The following is a 13,412-nucleotide window of genomic DNA, read 5'->3' as shown; positions in this document are numbered from 1 at the left end:
GGGAGGCTTTGAAGGCGTGACGCCAGTTGCGCTGGAGCCGTCCTTGAAATACCACCCTTGTATGTTTGATGTTCTAACGCAGGGCCCTGAATCGGGCTCGCGGACAGTGCCTGGTGGGTAGTTTGACTGGGGCGGTCTCCTCCCAAAGAGTAACGGAGGAGCACGAAGGTTGGCTAATCCTGGTCGGACATCAGGAGGTTAGTGCAATGGCATAAGCCAGCTTAACTGCGAGACGGACAGGTCGAGCAGGTACGAAAGTAGGTCATAGTGATCCGGTGGTTCTGAATGGAAGGGCCATCGCTCAACGGATAAAAGGTACTCCGGGGATAACAGGCTGATACCGCCCAAGAGTTCATATCGACGGCGGTGTTTGGCACCTCGATGTCGGCTCATCACATCCTGGGGCTGAAGTCGGTCCCAAGGGTATGGCTGTTCGCCATTTAAAGTGGTACGCGAGCTGGGTTCAGAACGTCGTGAGACAGTTCGGTCCCTATCTGCCGTGGGCGTTGGATGATTGAAGGGAGTTGCTCCTAGTACGAGAGGACCGGAGTGAACGAACCTCTGGTGTTCGGGTTGTCACGCCAGTGGCACTGCCCGGTAGCTAAGTTCGGAATCGATAACCGCTGAAAGCATCTAAGCGGGAAGCGAGCCCTGAGATGAGTCATCCCTGACCCCTTGAGGGTCCTAAAGGGCCGTTGGAGACCACAACGTTGATAGGTGGGGTGTGTAAGCGCAGTGATGTGTTGAGCTAACCCATACTAATTACCCGTGAGGCTTAACCATACAACACCCAAGAAGTGTTCTAAGGCTTGTAGCAAATACCAAGCGAACTACTCAAAATTCAGTGATAGTGACAAGCCAGGCGCAACATCACTAGTCACGTCAGCTTTCTCAGATTGAAGAATTTGCCTGGCGGCCATAGCGCCGTGGAACCACCTGATCCCATGCCGAACTCAGAAGTGAAACGCGGTAGCGCCGATGGTAGTGTGGCATTCGCCATGCGAGAGTAGGACACTGCCAGGCACCCAATACAAGAAACCCCGCTCATCGAGCGGGGTTTTTTATTGGCTGAAATTCAGCACGTCATCGGATTATTAGACTTTCCCCTTCTTGTCATTCATTGATTACCCTTCTAAAGCCTCAAAAAGACCTCTTTTCCTGTTCGATATTTGCTCACTAGTTCAATGTGTTGGATATAAAAAACACAGAATGTGATGCCTCTACCTTTCTTGTGATGCCCGCTCTGGTTTAATTCTTCAGTCCACATGGATGGACCAAGGAATCACAATAATTTAAGGAATAGACCCATGTTCAAAAGAACAGTAACGATGATGCTGGCGGCGGGAACCCTGGTATTAGGCGGTTGCGCATCCAATGGTGGTGCAGAGCAGGCAGCGGCAGACAACAGCGACTTCGGTGGCAAGTCCATCTACCTGCGCGGGGAGATGAACGACTGGATGGCGACTGATGAAAGCAAGGTAGTCAAGGTGGCCGACAAGCTCTATATGGCCAAAGGCACCCTCAAGAAAGAGTGGGCCCCCTACAAGTTCAAGTTTGCTGATTCAGGCTGGAGCTGCGGTACCAACTTTGGCTACAAGAGCCCGAGTGATGGTGTTGCCGTACTGGGTGGTGAGGCTGTGCCGGTCAACCCCTGTTCCAAGTATGAGGACATGAAGTTCTCACCGGATGCCGATGGCGTCTACGAGTTCTATCTGAATATGGCGGGTGAAACACCGACGGTATACGTCAAGAAGCCCTGATCTATCTCTGAGTGTTAAATCTCTCAGTAAATTAATCAGTTAAGTGCCTCGGCCCAGAAATCTGCTGGCCGGGGCATTTTTTTAGGTTAGAATCGGCGCCCTCATGGCATCAGGTCTACTATATGCTGTGTCATTAATTTTAGATAGCACCATTAGTTGTGTTTTCTGCTGTTGTCATGATGTCGATGCATTCACATAAGGTTGATTGAAAATGGCTAAATCGAACCCGGTGCTGGAGAGTGAGCTTGGCTCCCGCCTTATCCCCATGCAGGAAACGTCCCTCGAGATCTGGGATAGCAAGTATCGCCTCAAGAGCAAGGATGGCACTCCCATCGACAGCTCTATCGATGAGACCTACCAGCGGGTAGCCCGTGCGTTGGCAGAGCAGGAGCTGGAGCCTGAGGCCTGGTATGAGCCGTTCCTGTGGGCGCTGCGCAATGGGGCCATTCCGGCGGGCCGCATCACCTCCAACGCCGGGGCGTTTGAGCACAAGCCTGCGACTTCAACCATCAACTGTACTGTTTCCGGCACCATCGAAGATTCGATGGACGATATCCTCGGCAAGGTGCACGAGGCCGGTCTGACCCTGAAAGCTGGGTGCGGTATCGGCTATGACTTCTCGACCCTGCGCCCGCGCGGTGCCTTTGTCTCCGGTGCCGGTGCCTACACTTCCGGCCCGCTCTCCTTTATGGATATCTATGACAAGATGTGTTTCACCGTCTCGTCAGCCGGTGGCCGTCGTGGCGCCCAGATGGGCACCATGGATATCCGTCATCCCGATGTGATCGAGTTTATTCAGGCCAAGCGCGAAGATGGCCGTCTGCGCCAGTTCAACCTCTCTCTGCTCATCACCGAAGATTTCGTCAAGGCGGTGAAAGAGGATGCTCCCTGGTCGCTGATCTTCCCCTACACCGCCAAAGAGGTAGAGCAGGATGGCATTGCGCTGGACGATCCTGCTCAGGTGCTATGGGCCGACTGGCCCAACAAGGAAGGGGTTGTATTCAACGAGTTGGGGCAGGTCGCCTGCAAGGTCTACAAGACCATGCCAGCCCGCAAGCTGTGGAATGTCATCATGACCTCCACCTATGACTATGCAGAGCCCGGCTTCATCCTGATCGACAAGGTCAACCAGATGAACAACAACTGGTTCTGTGAAGAGATCCGCGCGACCAACCCCTGTGGTGAGCAGCCGTTGCCGCCCTACGGTGCTTGTCTGCTGGGCTCGGTCAATCTGACCAAGTTTGTGCGCGACCCTTTTACTGAAAACGCGGCGTTCGATTGGCAGGCGTTTCGCAAGGTGGTGGCCATCTTTACTCGCATGCTCGACAACGTGGTGGAGATCAACCAACTGCCGCTGGCCAAACAGCGCGAGGAGATCACTGCCAAGCGCCGGCATGGCATGGGCTTCCTGGGGCTTGGTTCGACCCTCACCATGCTGCAGATCAAGTACGGCTCTGCGGCATCCGTGGCCTTTACCGAGCAGGTATCCCAGGAGCTGGCGATGACCGGCTGGCAGGAGTCCCTGCGTCTAGCCAAGGAGAAGGGCTCTGCCCCCATCATGGAGCAGGAGTTCGAAGTAACCGGCAAGATGCTGCGTCTGCGCCCGGAAATGGCGGCTGATGGCATCAAGGTGGGTGACAAGGTGAAGGGCAAGGTGCTGCATGCGCGTTATAGCCGCTATATGCAGCAGGTTGCCGAGGTAGATCCTGCGCTGGTGGCCGAGCTGGCCGAAGTGGGTGGGCGTTTCACCCACCACAGCAGTATTGCACCCACCGGCACTATCTCGCTGTCTCTGGCCAACAACGCCAGCAACGGCATCGAGCCGAGCTTTGCCCACCACTACAGCCGCAACGTTATCAAGCCGGGCAAGAAGAGCAAGGAGAGCGTGGATGTCTACTCCTTCGAGCTGCTGGCCTATCGTGAGCTGGTTAATCCGTCCGCCATGCCCTATGCCGATGATGAGGCGAGCCGTCTGCCGGACTACTTCATTACTGCTGATGACATCAGCCCGGCGCAGCATGTGGACATTCAGGCTGCGGCCCAGCGCTGGATCGACTCCTCCATCTCCAAGACTGCCAACGTGCCAACCGATTTCCCGTTCGAGCAGTTCAAGGACATCTACATGTATGCCTCGGATTCTGGCCTCAAGGGCTGCACCACCTTCCGCTTCAATCCGGAGGCCTTCCAGGGCGTGCTGGTGAAGGAGAAGGATCTGGAGAACACCCTGTACGATTTCACCCTGGAGGATGGCTCCGTCATCGCCGTCAAGGGGAACGAAGAGATCGAATACGATGGCGAGCTGCATACGGCCGCCAACCTCTACGACGCCTTGAAAGAAGGCTATTACGGTAAATTCTGAGAACGACATTATGGTCAAGAAGATCGACAAGAAAATCGTCGCCTACAAGGTGCGTACCAAGGATGAGCCGCAAGAAGATCTCTCTGTGCAGGATGACGTAGTGCATATGCACGAAACCGTGCTGCGCCCGGAGCGGCTGATGGGAACCACCTACAAGTTGAAGACGCCGGAGCATGTCTCCGAGCACTCACTGTTCATCACCATCAACGACATCATTCTCAACGAGGGCACGGTTCACGAAACTCGCCGTCCGTTCGAGATTTTCATCAACTCCAAGAGCCTGGAGCACTATCAGTGGATCGTGGCGCTAACCCGCATCATCTCGGCGGTATTCCGCAAGGGTGGGGATGTCACCTTCCTGGTGGAGGAGCTGCGTTCCGTATTCGATCCCAAGGGAGGTTACTGGAACAAGGGCAAGTATGTGCCGTCGCTGATCGCCGAAATTGGCAACGTGATCGAGAGCCATCTCACCGAGATAGGCATGCTCAAGGCGCCGGGGTTGGACGAGCATCAGCAGGCATTTCTGGCCGAGAAGCAGGCCGAGTTGAAAGCCGCTCAGGAGGCTGAAGAGCAGCAGGCGAGCAGTGGTTTTCCGGCCAATGCCGCGCTCTGCTACAAGTGCCACACCAAGGCGCTGGTGCTGAAGGATGGCTGCATGACCTGCCTCAACTGCGGCGACTCCAAGTGCGGCTGACAGACAGGCCCAAGTAGTTGAACGATAGAGAAAAGACCGGCCACAGTGCCGGTCTTTTTATTGCTGTTTTTATGCGCAATCAAATCAGACGGCCCAGTGATTTGTTGCGCGATAGTAAAATCGGGCGTAGCGTTGAGGGTAATAAAACTGTCACGGCCGTGTGGTTTCAATGACATCTGAGATTCACACACGTGGCCCTTCAGTGCCAAGGAGGATGCTTATGGACAATACGGACCGAAAGCTGTTTATCCTGGATACCAACGTTCTGCTTCACGAACCCCTCGCTATCTACTCCTTCAAAGAGCACGACGTGCTCATCCCCATGACGGTGCTGGAAGAGCTCGATAACATCAAGGATCGCAACAAGGATGTCAGCCGCGACGCGCGGGTGGCCATTCGTGCGCTGGAAGATGTGTTCCGCGATGCAACCCCGGATCAGATCACCCAGGGCGTGCCGCTGGCTGGCGAAGCGAGCGGCAATATCTGCATCTTCAGCGATCACCATCTGCCGCAGGATGCCGAGGTCTTTACCGACAAGGAGGCCGACAACCGCATCATCAACGCGGCCCTCTATCTGCAAAAGCACGAGTTGAAGCGTCAGGTGGTGCTGGTCACCAAAGACATCAACATGCGCCTCAAGGCCAAGGGGGCCGGGCTTGCTCACGTTGAAGATTACCGCAGCGACCAGCTGATCGACGATATCCGCCTGCTGGCCAAGGGCTTTCAGGTGGTGCCCGGCAGCTTCTGGGAGCGCGTCGGCGAGTGCGAGAGCGAGACCCACGGCCGCGACACCATCCATGTGATTGATGCCAACCTGCTGGAGGGAGTTCACGTAAACCAGTATCTGGTGGATGAAGAGAATTTCTTCGCAGCCCGGGTGCTCAGCCACGATGGCAGCAAGATCCGCATCAAGGATCTGGGCCGCGAGCGACTGATGTCCCGCAAGGCGTGGGGTGTCCATCCCAAGAATGTCTATCAGGGGATGGCGCTGGATGCACTGCTCGATCCGCACATCGATCTGGTGATCCTGACTGGCCCGGCCGGTTGCGGTAAAACCTTGCTGGCAATGGCGGCGGCCTTGGAGCTGGTGATTGAGAAGGGCATTTACGAGAAGGTGATCGTCACCCGGAATACCCCGGAAATTGCCGAAAGCATCGGCTTCCTGCCCGGCACCGAAGAGGAGAAGATGATGCCCTGGCTGGCGGCGGTGACTGACACCCTGGAGGTGCTGCACAAGCAGGACGAGAACATGAGCGGCTCGCTCAGCTACATCATGGAGAAGGCCAATATCCAGTTCAAATCGGTCAACTTTATGCGCGGGCGCAGCATCCAGAATACCTTCGTGCTGCTGGATGAGTGTCAGAACCTGACCGCATCCCAGATCAAGACCATCATTACCCGTTGCGGGGAGGGCACCAAGATCGTCTGCTCCGGTAACCTGGCCCAGATCGACTCCAACTACCTGAGCCCGGTGACTTCGGGGCTCACCTACATCGTCGAGCGTTTCAAGGATTTCGACGGCAGTGCCAACATCTTCCTCAATGGCGTGGTGCGCAGCCGACTGGCTTCGTTCGCCGAGGAAAATCTCTGATTTAGCTGACTATCTTCATATGAAAAAGGGAAGCCACTTGGCTTCCCTTTTTTGATCCCGTCACCAGTTCAGTGTCCTTGGGTCACTGTCCAAGGTAGCGCAGCAGCCCCGGGTGGTCGCTGTTTTGCAGAATATCCGGCTTGCCTTGCAGGGCGATGCGCCCCTCGTCGACAAAGAGCACCTGATCGGCAATCAGCTGAGCATCTTCCGGATTGTGGGAGACCATCAGTACGGTAATGCCCTGTTCGCAGGCTAGCCTCGCCACTTCCGCCAGCATCTCCCGGCGCAGGGCGGGATCGAGGGCAGAGAAGGGCTCATCCAGCAGCAGCAGCGGTTTGCCGCGCACCAGCGCGCGAGCCAGCCCGACTCGCTGCTGCTGGCCGCCGGAGAGCTGTTCAGGCTGGCGGTTTAACATCTCGCCAAGGCCAACCCGCCCGGCTGCATCGATCACCTGTGCCCGTTGGGCGGCACTCAGGCGCAGGCCCGGGTGCAAGCCGATGGCGATATTGTCGAACACCGACAGATGGAGGAACAGGTTGTGATCCTGAAACAGGGTGGTGACCGGTCGCTCGGCGGGGCCCAGTGGCAGCAGGTCTTCACCATCGAAACTGAGGCGGCCTGATTCCACCGGCACGAAGCCGGCGATCATCCCGAGCAGGGTCGACTTACCTGCGCCGCTTGGGCCAATCAGCGCGGTGATCTCCCCCTTGGGCAGGGTCGCGCTGAAGCTGACGCGCCAGTCGGGGTAGCTGGTCACCAGCGTATCAATGTTCAGCATGTTTTCCTCCAAGCCCCCGTTCCACCAGCCAGAACAGGGAGAAACAGAGTGTCAGCAGCAGCAGGGCGGTGGCGGCTGCCTCGGTCAGCCGATAACTGCCGAGCTGCTGGTAGAGCAGCCAGGGCAGGGTGGTGAGCTCCTGGCTGCCAAACATGGCGATGGCACCGAGATCCCCCAACGAGAGGATCATCGACAGCGCCATCGCCAGTGCCAGCGGACGGCGCAGCAGTGGCCACTCCACCAGCCGCAGGCGATGCAGGCCACGTATCCCCAGGCTATCCGCCAGCCGGTCATACTGGCGTACCACCAGCTGCATGGGGGCGGAGAGGGTGCGCAGCACATAGGGTAGCGCCATCAGGGCGTTGACCAGCACCACCAGCCAGGGGCCGAGGGCGAACACGTCGGCAAAGGGCATAAACAGGATGAAGAGACCGGTAGAGAGCACCACCGCCGGGATCATCAGGACCATCGAACCGCTGGCCTCCCACAGGGCCGCAGCGCGCCGCTGGCGGGTGCGCACCTTGAGGTGACGGCTGGTGAGCAACAGGCCGCTGCCAAGCAGGGTCGCCAGGGTGCCTGCCGCCAGTGCAATCAGCAGCGACTGGCCGCTCGCCTGCCACAGTTTGGTGGAGGTGAGCGCTGTCAGCAGGTCGGGTTGAAGGCCTGCCACCACGATAGCCAGCAGCGGTGGCAGAAAGATGGCGAGCCCGATACCGAGTGAGAGCAGATCCACCACGGCCGCGCCCGGCTGATGGCGATCCGGCCGCAGGCAGGGGCGACGGGGTGTCACCCGACTGGCCGGGGTGCTCTGCAGCTTGTGTTGCAGGGCGAGCAGGGCGGCGGTCAGGATCAGCTGCACCAGCGCCAGTCCGCCCGCGGTGGCGAGATCGAAGTCAAAGCGCAGCGCCTGATAGACGGCCACCTCCAGCGTGGTGGATTTCGGCCCGCCTCCCAGCGCCAGCACTGTGGTGAAGCTGGTGAAGCAGAGCATAAAGATGAGACTAGCCAGCCCCGGCAATATGCCGCGAATAAGCGGCCACTCCAGCAGCCGGAAGATGTGGGATGAGCGCATGCCGAGCTGGCTGGCGAGGCGCCAGCTCGATTCGGGGATGCTCTCTATGCTCTGCAACATCAGGCGTGCCGCCAGTGGCATATTGAAGAAGACGTGGGCCAGCAGGATACCGAACAGGCCGTAGAGATAATTGCCGGGATCCAGCCCCAGTGATCGCAGTAGCTGCGGCAGCCACCCTTGCTTACCGTGTACCGCTACTATGCCGAAGATGGCGATGATGACCGGTAGTACCAGCGAGAGGCCAAACAACTTGATTAGCAGGGTTCGGCCAATGAAACGGCGCCGCGCCAGCGCGCGGGCCACCGGAATGGCCAGCCCGAGACTGAGCAGGGTGGAGAGCAGTGCCTGCCCCAGGCTGAACCCCAGCACATGACGCAGATAAGGATCTGCGAGCAGGGTGCGGGGTGCCAGCGAACCGGCCTGCCACAACAGGGCCACCAGCGGCCCGAGGGATAACAGCAGGATCAACAGGGTGGCTGCACTGCCCGGCAACCACCAGAGGGGGCGAGCCTGTAGTTTCAGATAACGGCTCACTGGGTGACAGCTTGCAGCCACTCGCGGATCCACCCTTTGCGATTGGCGGCCACCTCATCGCTGCTGAAGGCGAGCGGCTTGGCTACGGTGATCATCTGCTCGAAACCCTTGGGTAGCGGCGTGTCGATCACCGGATACATCCAGTTGCCGGTCGGGATTTCCTGCTGGAAGGCGGGGCTCACCATAAATTGCAGGAACTGGTCAGCCAGCTTCTCCTGTTTGGCGCTCTTCAGCTTGGCGGCCACTTCTACTTGGCGGTAGTGACCCTCCTCGAAGGCGGCAGCCTGATACTGGGGCTTGTTCTCGGCAATCAGGTGATAGGCCGGAGAGGTGGTGTAGGAGAGCACCATGTCCGCTTCACCATCGAGGAACATGCCATAGGCCTCTGACCACCCCTTGGTGACGGTGACCGTCTTTTTGGCAAGCTCGGCCCAGGCGGCAGGCGCCTTGTCGCCATAAACAGACTTCATCCACAGCATCAGCCCCTGCCCCGGGGTGGAGGTGCGGGGATCCTGATAGATCACTTTGAGGTCGGGGCGCTCCACCAGATCTTTCAGGCTTTTTGGCGGCTGCTTGAGTTTCTCCTTGTCATAGACGAAGGCGAAGTAGCCGTAGTCGTAGGGGACGAAGGTGTCATCCTGCCAGCCGCCCGGCACCTTGATGCCATCCAGCTTGGCAGGATGGGGGGCGAACAGGCCGCTCTGCTTGGCTTCGCTGATGAGGGCATCGTCGAGCCCCAGCACCAGATCGGCCTTGCTGTGGTTGCCCTCCAGCCGCAGCCGGTTGAGGATGGCGACCCCATCTTCGAGCGGAACCAGATTGAGGGTGCAGTCGCACTCTTTCTCGAAGGCCTGTTTGATCTTGGGCCCCGGCCCCCATTCTGCAGTGAAGGAGCTGTAGGTGTAGACGGTGAGGGTGTCGGCGGCGAACACATTGGCCGACAGCAGGCCGGTGGTGACCAGCAGCAGGGTCTTCATGGGTGGCACTCCCTATTACTTGTTAATAACGAGGTGCCAGCGGGTGAGGGCGCAAAAAATGAGCGCCATGCCTCAAATTCCTCCGCCAGCATTATCTGGATCAGGTACACGGGTATAATCTCAGCGGTAAACCGCACCCCGTTTGAGAAACGAACCGCATTGTATTAACGTTCTTTTGGGTAGACCAGCACAATTGTGCAATACCCATGAGATGACGCCCACCCAACAGAGGATGTTCGCGTGCTTACCAATACCAAGGAAAGGCGTGCCTTTGCGCGCATGGTCATCAATGCTCCGGTCACCGTCTATCAGCAGCAGCTGGTGCTGGAGGGGATCTGCCGGGATCTCAGTGCCAACGGCATGGGGATTGCGGTCTCTGAACACCAGCTCGACATCAATCAGCCCATCCGGATCAGTCTTGCCACCAACAACAATCTGTTGCCCCCCTTTGAAGCCCATGCCCGTATTATCCGGGTGCTGGAGGAGGAGATCGGGTTGCTGCTGGCGGTAGAGTTTCTGCCTCAGGGTTAATCCTCTCTCCCCATCGGCAGAGGGAGGGGATTACCCTTTTTCCTGAACCGGCTGCACACTCAACTGCTTGCTATCGACCAGCGTTTTGCTGGTCGATGCTATTTGGCCCGCAGGCAAGGTGGCGGGACCGGTGGGTTCGAGCAGCAGGTAGTTCTGCCCCTGCCAGTTGAGGGTCATATCCCCCGGCTTGGCGGGCAGGTCAACGGCCAGCAGGGCATGGCCGGGGACGAACACCATGGCCTGTTTCAGCTCCGGAAAGAGCTGAGCCAGCATGGCGGCCATCAGGGTTACCTTGCTGTCGCAATCACCCCGGTTCTGCTCCAGCACCTGACGGGGAGATAGAAAGCCCTTGCCCTGTCTTCCATTCAGGCTGTCGAGCTGCTGATAGGGGATGCTCTGGATAAAGGTGAGCATATGGGCCACGGTTTTCTGGCGCGCTTCTGTTTCGGTACTGCCCTGCTGTTTGAGTTGATCCGCCAGTGGAGCCAGCCCGCTGCGACTCTCCAGCGCGATGCGCACATGATCCTGCTTCACCGCCAGCTGCCCGTCTGGGGTGTTGAAGTACTGGAAATAGTGTTTGGTCAGCCACGCCTGCTCCTCTTTGCTCCGCTTGGACTGCAGAAAGGCCATCGCCTCGCGCGCCTTGTCCTGATTGCGGCTTTTCAGATGCAGCTCCAGCGAGGGACGGGCGAGGGTGAACTGCACCTCGGGGTAGTTCTGGCGCACCTCCCGCAACAACACCTGCAGGACCTCCTCCTGCATTCTGGCCGGGCGATAGGCGATGAGAGGCGGCAACTTGCCCTGTTCGAGCCGGTAGGTGAGTTGTTGGGGTTTGCCTTCGCTATCCTGCCAGCCGACGCTGATCTGGCCGAGGCTGTTGTTGAAGCTGGTTTGATTGGCTCCCGCAGGCAGGGCAAGCAGCAGGGCACAGAGCAGAGGAATTGCCGTCGGTCTCTTCATCATCCTTTCCTGTGGCACGGGCCAGTTCCGGTGGCCTAAAGTGGGAAGCGTAGCGGACAGTAAAACAGGGAGCCGAAGCTCCCTGTTGATTCTACTCGTTTTTTTGCAACTGGCGCGTTAAATCCAGCTCGGCTGCTTCGCTTCAAAAGCGCTGATGGCGGCCTCGTGCTGCAGGGTCAGACCGATGGCATCCAGGCCGTTGAGCAGGCAGTAACGGCGGAACTCGTCGATCTCGAAACCGAAGCTGAACTCACCGGCGCGCACCTGATTCGCTTCCAGATCCACTTCAATCTGGATGCCCGGTTTAGCGGCCACCAGCTGGAACAGGGCGTCGACCTCCTCCTCCTTCAGGCGCACCGGCACCATGCCATTGTTGATGGCGTTGCCGTAGAAAATGTCGGCAAAGCTCGGGGCTATGATGGTCTTGAAGCCGTAGTCGGCCAGCGCCCAGGGGGCGTGCTCGCGACTCGACCCGCAGCCGAAGTTCTCGCGGGCCAACAGGATGCTGGCACCGGCGAATTGCGGTTGGTTGAGCACGAACTCGGGGTTGGGCTGCTGGCCGGCATCGTCGAGGAAGCGCCAGTCGTGGAACAGGTGCTTGCCAAAACCGATGCGGTTTACTTTTTGCAAAAACTGCTTCGGAATAATGGCGTCGGTGTCGACGTTGGCGCTGTCGAGGGGGACGACGATCCCTTTATGCTGTTTGAATCCTGTCATCTAAATGTCCTCTTACAGTGCGCGAATGTCGGCGAAGCGGCCGGTGACGGCGGCAGCGGCGGCCATGGCCGGGCTCACCAGATGGGTGCGGCCGGCGCGGCCCTGACGCCCTTCGAAGTTGCGGTTGCTGGTGGAGGCGCAGCGCTCTCCCGGTTGCAGCCGGTCGTTGTTCATGGCCAGACACATGGAGCAGCCGGGCAGGCGCCACTCAAAACCGGCCTCGATGAAGATCTTGTCCAGACCCTCGGCTTCGGCCTGCGCCTTCACCTGCTCGGAACCCGGCACCACCAGCGCCTGCACGCCAGCGGCTACCTTGCGACCGCGAGCGATGGCGGCGGCGGCGCGCAGATCCTCGATGCGGCTGTTGGTGCACGACCCGATAAACACCTTGTCGATGGCAACGTCGGAGAGCTTCTGGCCCGGTTGCAAGTCCATGTAGGCGAGCGCCTTGCGGGCGGATTGCTGTTCCATCAGATCGCTGAAGGATTCCGGTGCCGGAATCGGCTCATTGACGGCGATCACCTGGCCCGGGTTGGTCCCCCAGGTGACCTGCGGGGCGATATCGGCTGCATCCAGCACTACTTCGGCATCGAAGTGGGCACCTTCATCGCTCTTGAGGCTCTGCCAGTAGGCGATGGCCTGCTCCAGTACCTCGCCCTTGGGGGCAAACTCCTTGCCACGGATGTAGTCTATGGTGGTCTGGTCGGGGGCTATCATGCCGGCCTTGGCGCCCAGCTCGATGGCCATATTGCACACCGTCATCCGCCCTTCCATAGAGAGGCTCGCAATGGCCTCGCCAGCAAACTCCACCACGTAGCCGGTACCACCGGCATGGCCGACCTTGCCGATAATGGCCAGCACCACGTCCTTGGCGCTGATGCCCTCCGCCAGCTTGCCGTTGACCGAAATGCGCATGGTCTTGGCGCGGCCCTGTTTCAGGGTCTGGGTCGCCATCACATGTTCCACTTCGGAAGTGCCGATGCCGAACGCCAGTGAGCCGAAGGCGCCGTGGGTGGCGGTGTGAGAGTCGCCGCAGACGATGGTGGTGCCGGGCAGGGTAATGCCGAGCTCGGGGCCCATCACATGGACGATCCCCTGATATTTGTGGTTGAGATCGTAGAGGCGAACCCCGAACTCCTTGCAGTTGTCGGCCAGCGTTTCCATCTGGATGCGGGCCATCTCGCCGGAGGCGGCGATGTCCTTGGTGGTGGTGGAGACGTTGTGATCCATGGTGGCCCAGGTCAGATCCGGGCGGCGCAGCTGGCGGTTCATGGCGCGCAGGCCGTCGAATGCCTGTGGGCTGGTCACTTCATGCACCAGATGGCGGTCGATGTAGATGAGGGGGGTCTCCCCTTCCACTTCCCGTACCACGTGGGCGTCGAATACTTTCTGATAGAGGGTCTTGGCCATTGCTTCTCTCTTCCTTGTTCTCTGTTATG

At 58.9% G+C, this 13,412-nt stretch carries 11 protein-coding genes, 2 rRNA genes and 1 riboswitch (1 of these 14 cut by a window edge); of the genes, 7 read left to right on the top strand and 6 right to left on the bottom strand.

Annotated features, from left to right (window positions below; translation table 11 throughout):
- From I6L41_RS13035 to I6L41_RS13010, 6 genes are all read left to right on the top strand, one after another.
- Window positions 1-783: ribosomal RNA gene (locus tag I6L41_RS13035) — 23S ribosomal RNA — on the top strand; it begins 2,107 nt to the left of the window's first position.
- A gap of 125 nt (window positions 784-908) precedes the next feature.
- Window positions 909-1,023, top strand: a 5S ribosomal RNA gene (gene rrf, locus I6L41_RS13030).
- 284 nt (window positions 1,024-1,307) lie between these two features.
- Window positions 1,308-1,760 carry a pullulanase gene (locus I6L41_RS13025; protein WP_123173750.1) on the top strand — a complete coding sequence of 151 codons (453 nt, stop codon included), beginning with the start codon at window positions 1,308-1,310 and terminating at the stop codon, window positions 1,758-1,760.
- Window positions 1,761-1,971: 211 nt separating this feature from the next.
- On the top strand, window positions 1,972-4,119 hold the full coding sequence (locus tag I6L41_RS13020; protein ID WP_216959340.1) for an adenosylcobalamin-dependent ribonucleoside-diphosphate reductase: 2,148 nt from the start codon (window positions 1,972-1,974) through the stop codon (window positions 4,117-4,119).
- 10 nt (window positions 4,120-4,129) lie between these two features.
- Complete coding sequence (locus tag I6L41_RS13015) at window positions 4,130-4,813, top strand: hypothetical protein (RefSeq protein ID WP_064337293.1); 684 nt, start codon at window positions 4,130-4,132, stop codon at window positions 4,811-4,813.
- Window positions 4,814-5,033: 220 nt separating this feature from the next.
- Entirely contained in the window at window positions 5,034-6,404 is a 1,371-nt protein-coding gene (locus tag I6L41_RS13010; RefSeq protein WP_005339173.1) for a PhoH family protein, read from the top strand.
- An 82-nt stretch (window positions 6,405-6,486) separates the two neighbouring features.
- On the opposite strand, the gene thiQ is transcribed toward I6L41_RS13010, so the two are convergent.
- The 3 genes from thiQ to thiB are packed head-to-tail and all read right to left on the bottom strand — an operon-like array spanning window position 6,487 to window position 9,765.
- Window positions 6,487-7,182, bottom strand: coding sequence for a thiamine ABC transporter ATP-binding protein (gene thiQ, locus I6L41_RS13005; RefSeq protein WP_216959337.1), 696 nt, complete (start codon window positions 7,180-7,182; stop codon window positions 6,487-6,489).
- Entirely contained in the window at window positions 7,169-8,788 is a 1,620-nt protein-coding gene (thiP, locus tag I6L41_RS13000) for a thiamine/thiamine pyrophosphate ABC transporter permease (protein WP_216959334.1), read from the bottom strand. The genes thiQ and thiP overlap by 14 nt, the downstream gene beginning before the upstream one ends.
- Window positions 8,785-9,765 carry a thiamine ABC transporter substrate binding subunit gene (gene thiB / locus I6L41_RS12995; protein ID WP_216959331.1) on the bottom strand — a complete coding sequence of 327 codons (981 nt, stop codon included), beginning with the start codon at window positions 9,763-9,765 and terminating at the stop codon, window positions 8,785-8,787. The genes thiP and thiB overlap by 4 nt, the downstream gene beginning before the upstream one ends.
- Before the next feature lie 60 nt (window positions 9,766-9,825).
- Window positions 9,826-9,916, bottom strand: a riboswitch (TPP riboswitch).
- A gap of 89 nt (window positions 9,917-10,005) precedes the next feature.
- Between thiB and I6L41_RS12990 the strand changes: the two genes are divergently transcribed.
- Window positions 10,006-10,296, top strand: a complete 291-nt coding sequence (locus I6L41_RS12990) for a PilZ domain-containing protein (RefSeq protein WP_108540907.1) — start codon at window positions 10,006-10,008, stop codon at window positions 10,294-10,296.
- A gap of 30 nt (window positions 10,297-10,326) precedes the next feature.
- Here the strand turns inward: I6L41_RS12990 and I6L41_RS12985 are convergent, their stop codons facing one another.
- The 3 genes from I6L41_RS12985 to leuC all read right to left on the bottom strand — a co-directional run bounded on the left by I6L41_RS12985 (window position 10,327) and on the right by leuC (window position 13,383).
- Window positions 10,327-11,256, bottom strand: a complete 930-nt coding sequence (locus I6L41_RS12985; protein ID WP_216963962.1) for a transglutaminase domain-containing protein — start codon at window positions 11,254-11,256, stop codon at window positions 10,327-10,329.
- 117 nt (window positions 11,257-11,373) lie between these two features.
- Window positions 11,374-11,973: a 3-isopropylmalate dehydratase small subunit gene (gene leuD / locus I6L41_RS12980; protein ID WP_128815263.1), complete on the bottom strand. Its 600-nt coding sequence runs from the start codon at window positions 11,971-11,973 to the stop codon at window positions 11,374-11,376.
- A 12-nt stretch (window positions 11,974-11,985) separates the two neighbouring features.
- Window positions 11,986-13,383 carry a 3-isopropylmalate dehydratase large subunit gene (leuC, locus tag I6L41_RS12975; protein ID WP_167558462.1) on the bottom strand — a complete coding sequence of 466 codons (1,398 nt, stop codon included), beginning with the start codon at window positions 13,381-13,383 and terminating at the stop codon, window positions 11,986-11,988.
- Window positions 13,384-13,412: the final 29 nt, after the last annotated feature.

It is taken from the genome of Aeromonas sp. FDAARGOS 1411 (genome assembly GCF_019047125.1).
GTDB lineage: Bacteria > Pseudomonadota > Gammaproteobacteria > Enterobacterales > Aeromonadaceae > Aeromonas > Aeromonas veronii.
The sequence above is the reverse complement of the archived record's forward strand: the minus strand, read 5'-3'. Positions and strand labels throughout refer to the sequence as shown.